Annotated in this window: 10 protein-coding genes; 5 read left to right on the plus strand and 5 right to left on the minus strand. The window is 65.2% G+C overall.

Features of this window, described 5'->3' with window-relative positions:
• Positions 1–37 precede the first annotated feature (37 nt).
• The 4 genes from FY030_RS17245 to FY030_RS00105 all read right to left on the minus strand — a co-directional run bounded on the left by FY030_RS17245 (position 38) and on the right by FY030_RS00105 (position 3,557).
• On the minus strand, positions 38–520 hold the full coding sequence (locus tag FY030_RS17245) for an HIT family protein (RefSeq protein ID WP_420371866.1): 483 nt from the start codon (positions 518–520) through the stop codon (positions 38–40).
• Positions 521–781: 261 nt separating this feature from the next.
• Positions 782–1,810 (minus strand): nucleotidyltransferase domain-containing protein, encoded by a 1,029-nt coding sequence (locus tag FY030_RS00095; protein WP_192498656.1) that lies wholly within the window; start codon positions 1,808–1,810, stop codon positions 782–784.
• Between the two features lie 272 nt (positions 1,811–2,082).
• Positions 2,083–3,312: a tyrosine-type recombinase/integrase gene (locus tag FY030_RS00100; protein WP_158059735.1), complete on the minus strand. Its 1,230-nt coding sequence runs from the start codon at positions 3,310–3,312 to the stop codon at positions 2,083–2,085.
• Positions 3,309–3,557: a helix-turn-helix domain-containing protein gene (locus tag FY030_RS00105; RefSeq protein WP_238348474.1), complete on the minus strand. Its 249-nt coding sequence runs from the start codon at positions 3,555–3,557 to the stop codon at positions 3,309–3,311. Before FY030_RS00105 ends, FY030_RS00100 begins: the two co-directional genes overlap by 4 nt.
• Before the next feature lie 284 nt (positions 3,558–3,841).
• Here FY030_RS00105 and mobF point away from each other — a divergent pair, with 284 nt between their 5' ends.
• From mobF to FY030_RS00130, 5 genes are all read left to right on the plus strand, one after another.
• On the plus strand, positions 3,842–7,651 hold the full coding sequence (mobF, locus tag FY030_RS00110) for a MobF family relaxase (protein ID WP_158059736.1): 3,810 nt from the start codon (positions 3,842–3,844) through the stop codon (positions 7,649–7,651).
• A gap of 412 nt (positions 7,652–8,063) precedes the next feature.
• Positions 8,064–9,803, plus strand: a complete 1,740-nt coding sequence (locus FY030_RS00115) for an SIR2 family protein (protein WP_158059737.1) — start codon at positions 8,064–8,066, stop codon at positions 9,801–9,803.
• Positions 9,800–10,399 carry a hypothetical protein gene (locus tag FY030_RS00120; RefSeq protein ID WP_158059738.1) on the plus strand — a complete coding sequence of 200 codons (600 nt, stop codon included), beginning with the start codon at positions 9,800–9,802 and terminating at the stop codon, positions 10,397–10,399. The genes FY030_RS00115 and FY030_RS00120 overlap by 4 nt, the downstream gene beginning before the upstream one ends.
• Positions 10,392–12,839, plus strand: a complete 2,448-nt coding sequence (locus FY030_RS00125) for an AAA family ATPase (RefSeq protein ID WP_158059739.1) — start codon at positions 10,392–10,394, stop codon at positions 12,837–12,839. Before FY030_RS00120 ends, FY030_RS00125 begins: the two co-directional genes overlap by 8 nt.
• Before the next feature lie 309 nt (positions 12,840–13,148).
• Positions 13,149–13,610 carry a hypothetical protein gene (locus tag FY030_RS00130; protein WP_158059740.1) on the plus strand — a complete coding sequence of 154 codons (462 nt, stop codon included), beginning with the start codon at positions 13,149–13,151 and terminating at the stop codon, positions 13,608–13,610.
• A gap of 173 nt (positions 13,611–13,783) precedes the next feature.
• On the opposite strand, the gene FY030_RS00135 is transcribed toward FY030_RS00130, so the two are convergent.
• Positions 13,784–16,894 carry a type III restriction-modification system endonuclease gene (locus FY030_RS00135; protein WP_158059741.1) on the minus strand — a complete coding sequence of 1,037 codons (3,111 nt, stop codon included), beginning with the start codon at positions 16,892–16,894 and terminating at the stop codon, positions 13,784–13,786.
• Positions 16,895–16,896 lie beyond the last annotated feature (2 nt).

Below are 16,896 nucleotides of genomic sequence, written 5' to 3' on the forward strand. Positions count from 1 at the left end.
GACTCGCGCATGGCTAGGGGCAAGGTTGGTAATGGGTTTAATCCCGCCTGTCATAGGTAGAAGATGGGTGGTCTAGCCACCAACAAATTCGCTGGATTATGTCTTCCCGCTCGACTGCCTCTAGAACTTCTCGAGTTCGGGGGTCTTGCCAAGGAGATTTCTTGGGTAGCGGCTCTCGAACGGAGTATCTGGGAATGACATGCGCGTGAACGTGAGGCTCTTGATTTCCCAGGATCGCCACGTTCACCCTATGTGCCCCGAGGCCTTTTCTCAATATCCCACTGATGCGCTGTACGTCCACCATGAAAGCCGCCGCCACTTCTACAGGGAGTTCGTCGAAGTGATCGTAGTGGCCGCGCAGACCAACGATCATGCGGCCAGGGAAGCGAGCGTCGTCGTACAGACCGACGTCCGTAACACTAAGAGGGGCGATGGGATGCCACAGCTGGAAGCCACACGTCTCGCATGGGGGGGAAGGGACGGGTAGGTCCCCCAGTCGGTTACTGACTGCGAGTGACACTTACCTTCACCCCAAGGAACTGGGCAGCTGACAACGCAAGCGGTAGCTCCCAGTGCTCAGCCGTCAGCATGCGGTCCACACTCGCTTCAGGCACTTGCAACCCATCGGCGAGTCTTCTCTTCGCCTCCGGGGTCGCACGCACCTGCTCCACTACCAAGGCTCGTAGGCCTTGCTGCACCTGCTCCGCTACATCAGAAACCATGTCTCGCTCCAGTCCTCGTAGGATCATGTTCGCACCATCGCACCGCCCACCGACAGACCTCAGAAGGCGAGCATCTGGCGCGACCGTGCCGCGACCACGTCCCAGTCGAAGAAGACTACCTCCAAGCCCTGTTGTAGGCGATCCCCGGCATCACACATGGCCAGGAACTCCGGCGGGTTCGCATCGGCGCCCCTGCGGCCCTGCTTCACGAGACTCCTCCACTCGGGGTTACCACTACACCCCAGGTACGTGTCGAGAACGCTCAGGACCTCTCGCATTGCGTCCTGCACGGGAGGTGGTGCAACGGGGTACCCCTGCACGAGGCGATCGATCGGAGGCATGCGCACCTGGTCTTGGAGGTCAGGTACTTCAGCAGTGTGGAACCCCTCCCGCCCGCAGAGCAGCAGGGACATGGCGGTCCCTGCAAATAGGACCTTCCGGGGGATTATCAATTTAAGGTAACGCAATCCAGAGCTGTCTATACCTTCCCGAGCCTTGGCTTGGTAGTCAACGCTGATGGTGCGCCAGTAGCGAACTACGTCGTTCAAGAGAAACCTAGGGACCTTGTCGGGACGGGTACTACCTACTGTCAGGTACCTCCTGAGAGTGGTCTGGATGACGGAATCATAAACGTCCTGATTCATGAGGCTTACAGACTCCTCGAGCAGCAGCATGCGACGCGTCAATGAATGGTTCGTGTCTTGCTGGAGCCCAATTTGATCGATAAGGTCGAACGCGCCAACCGCTCGGCCGAAAACTCCCGAGGCCCCGGGGCCGGGGACTTCTTTTTCTGTCATGCCCTCTTCTATGAACCACGACCGGCGCAGTTCGTTTGCCTTGGTCAGCAGGTTAGCCGCCGTCTCTAGGTCTTCGGGAAGATTCGTCGCCAGTACTAAGTAGTCGAAGTCGCTCTCGCGCGTCACCTCTTGTCTGGCCAAGGAGCCGAATGCTACTACGTCCAACCCCTCCTCTTGGGACGATCCCAGCGCAGCCCTGGCTTGATCTATACGCCTACCGGCCAACGCTTTCGCAGCGGAGATGTTGGAGTACTCATTTAAGAGTTGGCTGACGACTAAGGACTCTGTCATGGCGCAACGATACTGGGTCGAGGGGAGGATTTGGGTCATTAACGACCGCAGGGAGGTCAGGCGAGGCGCAACCAAACCCCCTAACTGTCGGCGGCCTGGGTTAGCGAGTGCAGACCAGCGTCGCGGCCCCGACGACGTCGACCAGGTCCACCCCGGTAGAACGCAGGACCAAGAGGCCGCAGCCCGCAGGCCCACTCCTCGACGGGCAGGTCCTCAAGTCGGGTGTCGCCGCGGATCGGCTTGAGAGAGTGCATCGTCGGCGTAACGTCCCTTCACCCGTCCTGCAAAGCCGTGTCATCACCCAACCGTCCGCCGAGCTGGCGCAGCGCCTCGCGTGTGGCCTGGGAAGAGACCTGGGAGTAGACCTCCATGGTCATCGAGATCCTGCTGTGACGCAGCACTGCCATCGCCACGCGAGGGTGCACGTCGAGCGAGACGAGCAGGCTCGCGCACGTCCGCCGCGTGGCGTGGACCGGGATGATCGGAACGCTGGCCTTCCGCGCCCGGGTCTTGAACGCCGTGTGGAAGTTGCGCGGATCGACCGGGTCGCCGAGACGGGTCGTGAAGACCAGGCCGCAGTCGCCCCACATGTCGCCGGCGGCCAGCCGCCGCCGATTCTCCTCGGCCCGGTGCCGCCGCAAGGCCCCCACGGCGATGTCCGGCAGGGGCAGTGGCGCATCCGACGAGGGGGTCTTCGTCCGCCGCCGGAGCAGCTGGCCGTCGACCCGCTGGACCTGCCAGGCGATGTACGCCTCGCCCTGCTCCAGGTCGACGTCCTCCCACGCCAGTCCGAGCACCTCACCTCGCCGGAGTCCGAGCACGAGGAGCAGCACGTAGGCCGCGTACAACGCATCCGCGGCGTCACGGGCCGACTCGAGGAACTGCCGGGCGTCGTCCACCGACCACACGGCCGATCGCTTCGCCCGGGGCACTGGCACGCGCACGAGCGCGGCCACGTTGCGGAACACGAGCTCCTCGCGCATCGCCTGGGTCAGTGCCCCGCGGAGCACCCGCCACGCCTGATGGACCGTCCACTCCGAGGCGACCTCGTGGCAGCACTGCCGACGCGCGCAGCACTGCGGTTCCGGTCGTGCGGCATCCTTGCCCTGAAAGCAGCACTGGCAGCGCACCCGCAGCTCGTTGACCCAGGTCTGGACGTCGCGGACTGCCAGCTTCTCGAGCCTGCGGTCCCCCAGGTCGGGCACGATGTAGAGCCTGGAGAACATCTCGTAGTTGCTCGCCGTGGCCGGTGAGAGCCCGGGGCGCACGGTCTCCGTCAGCCACTGCTCCAAGAAGTCGCGCAGCTTGGGGGAGACCGGGACGATCGGTCCACGTCGTGCGCGCTCGTGCAGGCGCAGCCACTTCTCGTGGACCTCGGGACGAGTCTTCCCGTAGACGGACTTGCGCTGGCGCCGGCCCGCGGGGGTGGTGATCCACACGTGCGCGGCGAAGCCGTTCCGGTACGGGTAGATCGACCCCTCGCCGTTGGCTCGCCTGCTCACGGCCAGTCCGCCTCCGCCTCGGCGGCCCGCATGGCCACGTACTCGTCGACCCACGCCGGCAGGATGCGACGCGACCCCCCGTCCTTCAGCGACCGCAGGTCCCCGCTGATGCACATCATCCGGACCTTCGTCGGTCCGTAGCCGAGCATCTCCGCGACCTCGTCCACGGTGTACCACCGCCGCTGGATCGGCCCGACCGGCGCCTTGCGCTGCTGCCCCGAACTCCTGCTTGCCATCGTTGACATGTCCACTCCCTTCGTCAGGGACCAACCTCCAGTAGGCCAGATCCCGTGCGGACCAGACAGGCACCTCGCCAATCCTGTGGATAACTCACCGAGCGAGGAACCCGTCTACCCCCTAAAGCGCGAGACCCCCCGCTGGGACTCACTTTCGCTCAACTTTTTCTGAGCAGTTCCGCGACCGACCGACAGCGCTGCAACAGCAGATCGAGGACACACCTGGTGCACTCGGTGAACTTGGTGGCGGTTGGGTGAACCCCAGAGTGTGCTGGTCCGCTTTAGGAGGTGTGATGACGATGCACAAGCTCGCCGCCGGCAGCGGCTACACCTACCTGACGAAGCAGGTCGCGGCCCACGATGCCACCGAGAAACGGCACGTCGGGCTCGCCTCGTACTACGAGGAGAAGGGTGAGGCACCGGGTCGCTGGCTCGGCATCGGGCTGGCCGGGCTGGACCTGGCCGAGGGGGACGTGGTCACCGAAGAGCAGATGAAGCTGCTGTTCGGTCAGGGCCGCCACCCCCGCTCCGGCGAGCCCGAGGGCGCCGCGAGGGGGTGGGGGGCGTTAGGGCGAGCGTTCCCGACGTTCGATGCGACGTCCCTGAGGCAGGTGACGGCGCGGGCGTTCAGTCAGCACAACACCTCCCGGGGGCTGGCGTGGAACGCCCCGATCCCGGCGAAGGAGCGGGCGCGGGTCCGCACCCAGGTCGCTCGGGAGGCGTTCGAGGTTCGGCAGGGCCGCGCGCCGGCGGACGAGGCCGAGCTGACGAGGTTCGTCGCCAAGGCGTCACGGCCGGCGCAGGTGCCGGTGGCCGGGTTCGACCTGACATTCTCGCCGGTGAAGTCGGTCTCGGCCTTGTGGGCCCTTGCCCCTCCGGAGGTCGCCGCGCAGGTCGAAGCGGCGCACGAGGACGCGGTGCACGCCACGCTGGCGATGCTGGAGACCGAGGTGGCGTTCACGCGGGTGGGCAAGGGGGGCATCCGTCAGGTCCCCGTCACCGGCCTGGTCTCGGCGGCGTTCGACCACCGCGACTCGCGGACCGGGGACCCGGACCTGCACACCCACGTCGTTGTCTCGAACAAGGTCCAGTCCCTGCAGGAGGAGGGCGGACGGTGGTTGACGCTGGACGGGCGGATGCTGTTTAAGGCCAAGGTGATGGCCTCCGAGCACTACAACACCCACCTGGAGGCCGGGCTCGTGGAGCGGCTCGGTGTTCGATTCGTCGGCCGCCCCGGCGTCGAGGGGCGCCGGCCGGTGCGGGAGATCGAAGGTATCGACCCTGCCCTGCTCGCTACTTGGTCGTCCCGACGACAGGCGATCGAGGCCCGGCGACGCGAGCTCGCCTCGACCTTCCTGGCCGACCACGGCCGGACCCCCACGACCATCGAGTCGCTGGCCCTGGCGCAGCAAGCGAACCTGGAGACCCGCCCTGGCAAGCACGAGCCGCGCTCGGAGGCGGAGCAGCGCGCCGCGTGGCGGGAGCAGGCCACGACCGTCCTCGCCCCTGACGGAAAGAGTCCTCAGGAAATGGTCGTTTCGGCGGTGGGAGCGGGGTGGGGGCGCAACCGGGGACGCGGTGGGGGCGCGGGCATTGCTGAAGGTCACGGGGTGGGGACGCTCCAGGGACGCGTCCGGGGACAGCGGGCTGGGGAGGTGCGTCCTCAGGTCGTCGCCGCGCGCGTGGTGTCGGTGCTGGAGGGGTCGCGGGCGACGTGGCAGATCTGGCACGTGCGCGCCGAGACCCTGCGTCAGCTCCGGACAGCGCAGGTACCCCTCGACAAGCTGGAGCGGTATGGGGCGAAGGTGCAGCGGTGGGTGCTGGAGGGGTTCTCGGTGCCGGTCGGGGTGCGCCCGGATCTGGGCGAGCCGGAGGTGCTGCGCAGACCGGACGGGCAGTCCGCGCACACGGTGCACGGCAGCCAGGCCTACACCTCGAAGGCGATCCTGGCCGCCGAGGACGAGCTGCTCGGCCTGGGGTTGCGCCGAGACGGCCGCCGAGTCGAAGTGGACGTGGTCGAGACCGTCCTGGCCACCCAAGGTGCGGACGGTCTGAGCCTGGACCGGTCGCAGGCGGCGATGGTCCACAACCTGGCCGCGAGCGGGTGCCGCCTGCAGGTCGCCCTCGCGCCGGCAGGGGCCGGCAAGACCGCCGCCCTGCGCGTGCTCGCCCGGGCCTGGGAAAGCTCGGGTGGTCAGGTGCTCGGGCTGGCGCCTACCGCGGTCGCGGCCGAAGAGCTGGGACGTGCCACCGGCATCCCCGCCGACACCCTCGCCAAGCACCTCCACCAGACCACCACCACCGCTGGCCACGCAGCCTCCGACAAGGCAGGTATCGGGACCCACCGCGTGGGGCCGGGGACGTTGGTGCTCATCGACGAGGCCGGGATGGCCGGCACCCGCGACCTGGCGGACGCGGTCCGGCACGTCCTCGACGCCGGTGGCAGCGTGCGGCTGGTCGGGGATGACCAGCAGCTGTCCGCCGTGGCCGCCGGCGGGGTGTTCCGTGACCTGGCCGATCAGGGGTACGCACACGGCACCACCGCCACTCTCACCGAGCTGCACCGGTTCACCGACCCCGCCGAAGGAGGCGCTACCCTCGCGATCCGTGATGGTGACCCCGCCGCGTTGGACCACTACTTGGACCACGGCCGGGTCCACACTGGCGACGCCGGGGACGTGGCGGAGGCGGCGTACGGCGCCTGGAGGGCCGACCGGCAGGCCGGCCTGTCCAGCCTGCTGCTGGCTGCGACCCGCGACACCGTGCGTGAGCTGAACCAGCGCGCCCGGCAGGACCGCCTAGACACCACCGGGCAACCGCCCCCACGTGAGGTGAGTCTGTCCGACGGCACCCGTGCCAGCGCCGGTGACACGGTCGTCACCCGCCGCAACGACCGTACCCTGCGTGCCGGGGACGGGTCCTGGGCCAAGAACGGTGACCGATGGCGTGTCCTGGCGGTCCACCCCGACGGGTCCGCCACGGTAGAACGCCGGGCCCACAAACCCCGGAGCAAGCCGGGCCACGTCACCCTGCCCGCCGAGTACGTGGCCGAGCACGTGCGGCTGGGGTATGCCAGCACCATCCACGGCGCGCAGGGCGCGACCGTCGACACCACCCACACCGTCCTCACCGGGACAGAGTCCCGCCAGGCGTTGTACGTCGCCCTCTCCCGCGGCCGGCAGACGAATCACCTGTACCTCGCCACGCCTATCGCTTCTCTGGACGGCGTGGGGCCTGAGGTCGAGGACACGGCCGTGGAGCCGCGGCAGGTACTCACCGACATCCTCGCACGCGACGGCCGTGCCCTCTCCGCCACGACCGTCGAGCGCGGCGACGCCGCCCAGCTGCTACGGCAGGCGGTGCTGGCCTACCAGGACGCCCTGCCGGTCCTGGCCCAAGAACACCTCGGACGTGAGCGGATGGCGCAGCTGGACGACGCACTCGAGCACCGGGTGCCTGGCATCACCGGGCAACCGGCCTACCCGCACCTGCGCGGCCAACTCGCGCTGCAGTGGGTCGACGGGACGCCACCGCAGAGCGTATTCGAACAGGCCACCTGGTACCGCGGCACGCAGTCCCTCTCTGAGGCCAACGACCCCGCCGCCGCCCTCACCTGGCGCATCGCTGGGACAACCCCACCCTCCCACCGGGACGCACCCCTGCCCTGGCTGGCCGACGTCCCACACGTGCTTCGACAGGACTCAGAGACGAGCGACTACCTCGACCGGCTCACCCAGCGAATCGACGACCTCAAGCAGCGCGTCTCCGACGAAGCCCGGCAGTCGGGTGCGTCCGACCGGGTGCCCTGGCAACGCACACTGCCCCCGGACGTCGACGACCAGCTCATCGGCGACCTCGCCGTCTGGCGCGCCGCCCACGACATCCCACCCACCGAGCCGAGCCCGGCGGGTCCGCCCATCAAAGAACCCCAGGCAGCCAGGCACCAGAGCCGCCTCATCCGCCAGCTGGCGGTGCCGTCACCGGTCTCCTCCACGCCCACGGCAGACACCGCTCCCGACAGGCTCCGAGCCAGTCAACGACAGGCAGAGCGTCAACGACTCCTCGGCGGTGCTACGCGGCACCTGTCTGGCCCGTCGCTATGACCGAGCGCTCCCACGCAATAATGCGGGAGCGCGCGGTCGATACATCGCTGTACCGCCGATGAGCGGATGGGTGGAGGCGACCCTCTTTGTGACCGGACACGCTGGAGTCGGACGGTTGGCGAATCCTCCGCACCGTCGGACACTGCGAATCGAGGGGTTGGTGCTTCCGCCCGCGCGCTGTACATCGCATCCCCAAGAATGGGCAGGTGCGGGCCCCTAGTCCGCGGTAGACCCGTACGGACAAATCGACCCTCACTCCCGAACGCCCGTCTTCACACTGCGGCCGGTGTGTCATGCGCCCGCCGCCAGAGCGGGTACGGCGACCGTGCCAGTATGGGCCGGTGCAGGAGATCCCCACCGTCGGTGACCGCTGTCGCGCCCAAGAGCGCGCCGCTTCAGCGGAGCTCACCCGATGAGCCACTCGCCCGTCCGCACCGTTTCCGGGGTGCTAGCGGGCCTTGACCAAGGAGCCTCGGACTTCGCCGCGTCCTTCACAGATGGTGACTACGTTCTGTGGCTCGGATCGGGCATCTCGCGCGAAGTGGTTCCCAACGTCCCAGATCTCCTCGTCCGCGTCCTTGAAATGCTCCGCGCCAACATCGATCACATCAACCCGGGATGTACGTACCTGGCAGCGCTTAACGAGGCGCTGGTCCTTGCCGGCCTGTCTCAGGACGACATCGATGCCATCGACCTCACCACGCCGACGGCCTCGTGGGCAGACTGCGACGCGATCGCTTGGCGCTTGACTTCCAGGTACGCCGAAGTCCTCGACATCCCGGTGTCGGAGCAGCCCGCTGACTATCTTGTTTGGTCTGGCTTGGACGTCCCTGGCACCTACGCTGATCCCACACTCGAACCAGATGTGGAACATCTTTGCATCGCATTACTGATGTTAGAGGGCGTCGTCCGCTCGGCCGTTACCGCTAACTGGGACGGGCTCATCGAGCAGGCACTCGCAGCGTTGACCAGCGAGCCAGACACGGTCATTCGTGTCATCGTCAAAGGCGACGACTTCCGACAAAGCGCCCGCAGGGCCCAACTGATCAAGTTCCACGGATGCGCGGTCTGTGCACGCGACGACGAGGCCACGTATAGGGCGCTCCTCATTGCTCGGCACCAGCAGATCTCCGGCTGGACCGAACGCCAAGAGAACCGGGTCATGCGAAGGCACTTGGAGATTCTCTATACGGACCAGCCGTCCCTTGTGATCGGCCTTTCTCTCCAGGACGCGAACATGCACACCATGATCGCCCGGTCGATCGAGGATCTTCAGCGACCTTGGCCACATACGCCGCCCGCAGTCGTGTTGGCCGAGGAGCAACTGCAGCCTCACCACCGCCACATCCTTCAGGCGACCTACCGGACCGAGTACGAAAGTCACTCGGCTGAGATCAACGACTCGGCAGTCCTTGGCTCGTACGCGAAGCCAACTTTGTTGGCGCTTCTGCTCTGGACGCTAACTGACAAGCTTCTCGCCTTCCTGTCGTGCCTTCCGGCAAACCCAGGCTGGAGTGCGGCCCAGGCTCAGCGCCCGGACTTCGACCTCCGACAACTCCGCGACACCGTGGCTGCCAGCGCGGATTCCGACAACTTAAAGTTTCTTGCGCAGCTGATTGATCTGATCACGCTGATGCTTAGCGTGTTTCGGACTGGAGGCGCTCCAGCCATTGGTGGCGCCAATTATGAGCCCCTCTCCGACCGTCCGATCCGCGAAGCTTTGCAGAACCCGGATTTTCCTACAGTGGCGTTCGGGCGCCTCGCACTGGCGATCTCACTGCTCGGGCGGGGCCACTTGGCTGGCGACTGGACGCTCCTCCCGGGGACGACCGAGGCAGCCGAAGAGGGCGTCCTCAGGCTTGCCGGGCCGGAGAGGGCATCGAGGCCGCACGAGGTACGCGTCTTCCTTGTGAAAGACGCCCGCGCTGCGATCACGCTTACCGTGGAAGGGCTAGCCGACGAGGATGACCCCAGCACGCTCATCGTCTTGGCCGAGCGAGAGCCGTCACCTATCGTACGTTCGCCGCGGTCCAAGTATGGGCGTGTGGGCGCAGCCGGCGCCGGCCGCGTCAGCATTGAGGATCTTTACGCTGCTGCGGACTCCGCGGACGATCTCTACGCCGCCTTCAAGTTTGCCGGAGGATTCTCGTGACCGCGCCGCAGGCCGCGCCGCAGACCGCGCCGCTCGAAATGGTGATCGCCGTGCTGGAGCGCGGCGGCTATCAGCGCCTCCCAAAACCGCTGACCGTCGCCGGCATGGAGTTCGACTTCGAAGCAGCGGCGCGCGGCACCCAACGTTCCCACGACCTCGTCCTGGTCACCACCGACAGGCTTCCAGCGCCTCGTCTTCAACGGCTTCTTGCGGGACTAACCCGTTCTCTTGATCTGACGCAGTCCCGGAGGCCGGTCACCCTCGTGATCGTCGGCGGGCGTGCTGCCAAGGACAAAAGCGAGCTCGAGCGCCACGCGCGCGTTCTACAAGTCGAGTCCGCGGACCCCAGCCAGGCGGAGGTCGAACGCGCCATCGCTGTCCTGCTCCCGCTCGACCTTCCCGCCGCGGTCATCATGCACGGGGGCGACCCCCTCAACGAGGTTTTGGCAACTCTTGGGCTCGGACCGGACACCGCGGACCACATCGCGCTGGTACGAGCCGCGATTGGAGGTGCCGACGAGGCGCGCGGGGCCCTCCGCGACTACGTCAACGTCGGCATCGTCGCCACTTCACCTGGAGGTGCCTTCGATGGCTGACGTCCCTATCCGAAGCATCACGATCTCCGACTTCCGACGTCTGGACGGCACACGGACCCTGCCGCTCGACGCGCCTATCGTTTTAATCCACGGAGCCAATGGCACAGGTAAGACGAGTGTGCTCTCGGCCCTTGAACTCGGTTTGACGGGCCAGATCCGAAGCCTGCAACGACAAGACCCCCGCTACACCGCTCACCTGCCCACTCTCGGACAGGACTTCGCCACCGTCCGTGTCGAGGTGGACCGCTCCTTCACGAACAACGAGGGGCCCAACGCACCCCTTACCGCCGGCGGCAGCAGGATCGAAGGAACCCCAGCCCTGACACCTGAAGCCTCAAACTTCTACGGCGAACGCTGCTACCTGGACCAAGCCTCTCTTGGGCGCCTACTAGAGATCTATCAGCATCGAGAAGGAAAGCAGGAATCGGCGCTCGCCCAGTTCGTCAACGAACTGCTCGGCCTAGAGCAACTCGACGCCCTCCGCACCGGCCTGAGCGCCGCTAACGACCTCCGCTCCCTTAAGAAGCTCGCCGACCACCTCGCGGACGCCGCAAACCGAGCTGACCGTGCAACAGCGGATCTAACCGAGACCACGCGCGACCTTACGCAGGTCGGAACGGAAGTCGTCCGCGCCCGTGCTGTAGTCCACGCCGCCGCCCGATCGCTCGGCCTCATGCCACTCGAAGGTCCCCCCACCGACGAAGCCCTTACCCTGGTCGAGGACGGTGGGGATGACCATCTCATTCGCGCCATACGCCGGACCGTGGCCGACCAGGACCTCGACACCGAACGCGCCAAGTTGCTGGCCGTCCAGCGTGACCTCTTCGCACTGGGAGGGCGCCTTGATGCGGCCGCTGCACGGCCCTCGGCCCATGAGCTCACCGACATGCGTGACCAACTGGATCAAGCCCAACAGCGGCTCAAGCGCTGGGACAGCAAGGAAGGGTCTGACATTCAGGCTTGGCAACGCGCAGCTGGCGCGGCCGGCGTCGTCCTCGACACTGATCCAGGCGCAAATATCGAACAGGCGCTGAACGACGTGCAACGCCGCCTGGACTCCCAAACAGCGTTCCGGGCTCAACAGGAAACCACACAATCGCGCATCGACGCCGACCAGCGACGCCTTGAGCCTCTGCAGGAGCGCCTCCTCGACGCGCAGGAACACGCGACGGCACTTGTCGAAGCGCTCGCGTCTGTCCGGACAGTTATCATGAGCGACGTCTGCCCAGTCTGCGATCGCGACTATGCCGAGCTGGGATCAGGACACCTAAGTTCCCATGTTGACGCCAAGGTGGCTCAGCTCAGCGAGCAGGGACAACGTCTCCTCGACCTTCGGAAAGAACGCGATGCCCTCCTCGCCACGATCGTGCGATCTGAGGCGGACCTGGAGAAGACCACGGCCGCGCTCCTCGAACACGCGCAGCTACGAAAGCTCGAAGAGCGCGCAGCCGAACTCACACGCCTCCGGGACGCGTGGCAGATGTTGCGGCCGGCGGTCGAGGCCGGGTCTAGCCTGCGCACGGCCGCAATACGAGCACGGCGGCGCTTTGAAGAGTTAGAAACGGCGACGAGCGAAGACCATTTCGCCCGGACTGAACTCGCACGATGCGCTGACATCCTGGGACATCCGGTACCAGACGAAGAATCCGTCCGTGCTCTATGGGAGATCCTGTCCACCGCTGCAGGATCCCGTTTAGGTGAAATCGGTTCGCAAGCGGACGCGCACCGCGACGCGACCGCGGCGGTAGAGCAGATGGAGCAAGCGCTCCGACGTCAGGCCGACGCCGTTGCACGAGTAGCCAGCGCCGCACAGCGCAAGAGCGAATGGGAGGCCTGCGTCAAGGAAGGCCGAAGACGTCAAGCGGTGGCCCGCGCTATCTATGATGCGGCCACCGAGGTCAGGACCAACGTGGTCCAGCGAGTCTTCACTCAGTCGCTTAACCACGTCTGGATGAGCCTGTTTTCTCGTCTCGCCCCAAACGAAGGTTTCATCCCGTCATTCGGCATTCCCACGTCGTCGAAATCCGGTCTGGAGTTAACCCTTCGAACGATTCACCGCGAAGGAGGGGAAGGGGGTTCTCCGCAGATGATGCTCAGCGCGGGTAACCTCAACACGGCGGCCCTATCACTCTTCCTTGCGCTCCACCTCGCCGTGGATCCAGTGATCCCATGTCTCGTGTTCGATGACCCCGTTCAGGCCATGGACGAAGTGCACGTGGCCCAGTTCGCCGGATTGATCCGGATGCTCGCGAAACAGCATGAACGACAGGTAATCGTCGCGGTCCACGAACGCGAACTATTCGACTACCTCACTCTGGAACTCAGCCCCGCCTACGAAGGTGACGAGTTGCTGACCATCGAGCTGGGCGAACGGGCGCTCGAACAAGATCATGGGATCACTCGACACTTGTGGACGCCAGATCCCGCAATCGCGGGCTGACCGGCCCCCGCTACAAGTCACGAGTGCGTTGCGGAGAAACGTTTGTCACCAGTTCGCTGGCTTGCCCGAGCTCACGCTCATGCCGCCGGTCGGTTGGTTCGTGCTGGCAGAAGGTGTGCTCCGGGGAACACCGCTCTGTCGGCGTGCACAGAACAGAGGAGAGAGACCTGCGGCGTTGCGGGAGGCGGCGCCCCCCAGCCAAGGCGGCCCGCCTATGCGTCGACCAAGGGGTACTCCGTCACAGGATTCTCCGCCGAGAAGCCGCGACGTCGCCTCGGCGACGTCTCAGCGAGCCAGCTATAGAGCGACGTGACTGTGGCCTCGAGATCGTGGAAGGAGAGCACTCCACCGATCATCAGGTCGCCGTCGGCGAAGTGGAGCGAGTACGGCCAAACACCAGGGAAGGTCTCTCGGCAGGAGGGCGGCTTGTTCTCTCCCCGCACGCAGAAGCTTGTCGTCGGAACCCGCGACTGCACGCGCCTGGTCGACGGCGAGCTCAAGCAGGCCGAACTCGTCCAGCACGCCCTCGACGACCTCGAAAGCGACATAGTCAGTGTCCTGTGTTTAGTCGAGGCCGACTGGCCATTGATCGGGGGAGATTTCCACACCTGCGATGTCTACGTGACCTGGCCCAATAAACTGGCCGCTCGGATCAGCCGACCGGGACCACTCGTCGAGCCGCGAATAGACGCGATACAGCGGCGTCTCACGGCGGCGTTCCCCGCGGCGAACGCGACCTACGATGTAGAAGGGCCGGTGGTACCCCGTTAGCAAGCAGGTTGCCCATTTGCCGGATCGAGACCCCGGGTAGGTAGCAGGTCACGACCACCGAGGTCAGCGCCGCCTCGGCGTCCGAGCAGGCATTCGGGGAAGAACGAACGGGGAGAGTGTCCAAGTGCGTATGGCGAATCGGCCGGGGGGGGGGGTCAGCGGCACCGGCGCGGTCAGCCGGTAACCAGTTGCATCAACTCGGCATAATCGGTGACGACGCCGTACTTCACGTCCTGGTTGCTTTTCTCGGCCACTGAGGCGAAGAACTTCCGAGCGCACTCGATCTTGGCGTTCTCGACACCTTTGAGTTGCAGCGTCGACATGGAACCCTTGGTCTCGGCGACGAAGTAGACGTGCTTGATGTTCGTGGTGTCGTCGCGGAAGGCGATGGCCCAGTCGGGGTTGTAGTGGCCGACCGGGGTCGGGATGAAGAACCCGCGTGGCAGCTTGGAGTACACGACGACTTCTTTGCTGACGTCGAGCTTCTCGACGAACGAGCGCTCGACCTTGGAGTCGGTGACGACGTACTCATAGACGCTCTTCGTGAGCTTGTCGCCGGCCTTCGAGAGGTCCTGGGCGGTCTGGTTCTCGGTGAAGATTGAGGAGTCGTATCGGTCGTCGAGTGGGTCGTAGCTGAGATGCTCGACGATGACTGTGGCCTTCTGCTCGTTGATAAGCCGGGAGGCTTCGGTGATGAAATGCTCTGGGTTCTGCTTGAACTTCGCGAACGTGCCGGGGTTGATTCCGGTGAGGATCGCCGCGCAGGTCCGGCGGGTGAGCTTGGTCTTCTCCGCGATCTCACCAAGCAGGTCGTACTGCACGGTCGATCCCGCCGACACTGCCGAGTGTTCGACCTTCGTCTCGGAGACTTTGAAGCCGGTGCCAGCTTCGAGCTGCTCGACTTCGAGGCCGACGACCTGTTTGCCGGCCTCGACGAGGTACTGCATCACCGTGACGTTGAGCGACGCGTCGAGCACGCGAATGCAGTTCATAATCAGCTCGGCGGAGTCAAACTCGACTTGGTAGACGGCTTTGTGGTTGATGCGGCCCCACAGTTCTTGGAACTCGCGCTTCTTGAAGTTCGCCTCGTTGAACGGGATCTTCTTCGGCTTGCGGCCGTCGGGCGGGTTGGGCAAGTCGAGGTAGAGCGCATCTACGAGCGGCCACATGGAGTCTATTACTGGCTTGAGCGCATCTGCTGTGGGCGCGGCGAGTGTGTCGTCGGCTCGGGCGTTCCTATACTCCTGGGTCACGAAGCCGTCGTCGCCGATGTAGTCGTTGCGGATGAGGTGGTTGTACAGCGCCTGGGCGACCGCCTTCTCGAGCACGCTGGTGGACCCGTCGGCGAGTTTAATCTGCTTGCCGGTGAAGTAGTCGACGCTCGCCTTGCGCGGACGTGCCGACAGCGTCTCGATAATTTCCTTCTGGAGCGCGGTGACGAAGTCGGTGTAGGACTCGTCGGTGACGACGGTCAGCTCGTTGATGTCGTGGACGGTGACGGGGTTGTCCATCCGTTCGCCGTGCTGGTCGACTGACAGGCGCAGGCCGCGGCCGATCTCTTGCCGTCTCGTGGTGGTGTTGTCGCTCTTCTTGAGCATGCCCATGACGAACACGTTTGGGTTGTCCCAGCCCTCGCGCAGAGCCGAGTGTGACCAGATGAATCTCACGGGCTCCTCGAAGGAGAGCAACCGCTCCTTGTCCTTGAGGATCAGGTCGTATGCGTCGACGTCGTCCGATTGGCCCGCGACGTCACCGCGCGCGGCGATCTTGCCGTCGATGGAGCGGCCGGTCTTCTTGTCGATGGAGAAGTAGCCCTCGTGGGTCGAGCGCACGGGGATCGCCTCGACGTGCTCGCGGTACCGCTCGGCGGCTTCGTCGAGGTCCAGTTGGCCGAGGTAGTCGGCAAGCACTGCGTCGTACTCCTCTTCGAACACGCGCGCGTACTCGCCGAGGGCGTCTTCGCGTTCGTAGTCGCGGTACTTGGCGACCTCGTCGATGAAGAACAGTGACAATGTCTTGATACCCTGCGCGAACAGCTCGCGCTCCTTCTCGAAGTGGGCGCGGATGACCTCGCGGATCTGGATGCGTCGCTTCTGGTCCTGGGCCACGTCCTGGGTCACTTCACCGGCGCCGATGATGTCGCCGTTGCTCAGCTCGAGGATATCGCGGTTCGCATCAACGTCTCGGATGAAAAGGCCCTTGTACGCCTCGATGCCACCGGAGATGTCGTGCAGGTTCATGCCCTGACTCAGCCGCTTGACCTGCCGCTTAATGCCCTGAGTGGTCTGCACCTCCAGTTCGACACGCGCCTTCGGAAAGTCCGCACCTTTGCCGACCTCCATCCCGTCCACGTACAGGTAGGCGGTGCTGCCGGCCAGGTGCTTCACCGTGATGCCGCGCACTGCGATCTTCTTGACCAGCTTCTGGTTGTAGGCATCGACCGCGTCGAGGCGATGCACCTGGTTGCGTTCGATCTTGTGGGTGGCCGAGTAGCGCAGCGCGAACAGGGCGCGGAAGAGACCCAGCGCCTTGAGGGTCTTGGAGGCATTCTTTCCCGCCCCTTCAACCTTCTGGGGCTCGTCGATGATCAGGATCGGCCGGTTCGCGGCGATCACGTCAATCGGCTTGCGCGACTGGAAGTCATCAAGTTCTCGGAATATCCGCCGGGCTGCTTCAGATGCTCGCTTGCCCTCGGCCGCCTTCTGCTCGGCGTCTGCGGCAGCGTTGAACGCCTGCGCATTGATGATCATGACCTGGACACCTGAATCGGAGGAGAACCGCTCCAGCTCCTGAAGGCGAGACGAATCGTAGATGAAGGTCCGCGGCTTGGTGCCGTAGTGCTGCTGGAAGTGCTCGGCGGTGATGTCGAACGACTTCTTCACGCCCTCGCGGATCGCAATCGACGGCACAACGACGATGAACTTCGACCAGCCGTACCGCTTGTGCAATTCCATAATCGTTTTGATGTAGACGTAGGTCTTCCCCGTGCCCGTCTCCATCTCGATGTCGAGGTTGATCGGCGCCGCAGGTGACTTGACCAGTTCCTTCGAAAGCGTCAGGCCGCGAGCAGCCTGAGCCTTTTGAACGTTCTCTAACAGCTGTGTCGGCTTGACCTGGATTTCAGCGTTGCGAAGGCCCGCCTCGTCCAGCAGGGCGATCGCCGCGTCCTTGCCGGGGTCGATGCGGTAGTTCACCCCATCCGCGTACGGCTGCCCGGCGAACACCCCAATCACGGCATCGACGGCCTCGGTCTGGTAATGCTGGACCTTGAATTGGAGCTTCATGG

The organism is Ornithinimicrobium pratense (assembly GCF_008843165.1).
Taxonomy (GTDB): Bacteria; Actinomycetota; Actinomycetes; order Actinomycetales; family Dermatophilaceae; genus Ornithinicoccus; species Ornithinicoccus pratensis.

What these genes read in the sequence shown, in the direction of transcription:
- FY030_RS00115 (WP_158059737.1), top strand. Translation starts at nt 8,064, where the DNA reads ATGAGCCACTCGCCCGTCCGCACCGTTTCCGGGGTGCTAGCGGGCCTT.
- FY030_RS00125 (WP_158059739.1), top strand. Translation starts at nt 10,392, where the DNA reads ATGGCTGACGTCCCTATCCGAAGCATCACGATCTCCGACTTCCGACGT.
- mobF (WP_158059736.1), top strand. Translation starts at nt 3,842, where the DNA reads ATGACGATGCACAAGCTCGCCGCCGGCAGCGGCTACACCTACCTGACG.
- FY030_RS00095 (WP_192498656.1), bottom strand. Translation starts at nt 1,810, where the DNA reads ATGACAGAGTCCTTAGTCGTCAGCCAACTCTTAAATGAGTACTCCAAC.
- FY030_RS00135 (WP_158059741.1), bottom strand. Translation starts at nt 16,894, where the DNA reads ATGAAGCTCCAATTCAAGGTCCAGCATTACCAGACCGAGGCCGTCGAT.
- FY030_RS00105 (WP_238348474.1), bottom strand. Translation starts at nt 3,557, where the DNA reads ATGTCAACGATGGCAAGCAGGAGTTCGGGGCAGCAGCGCAAGGCGCCG.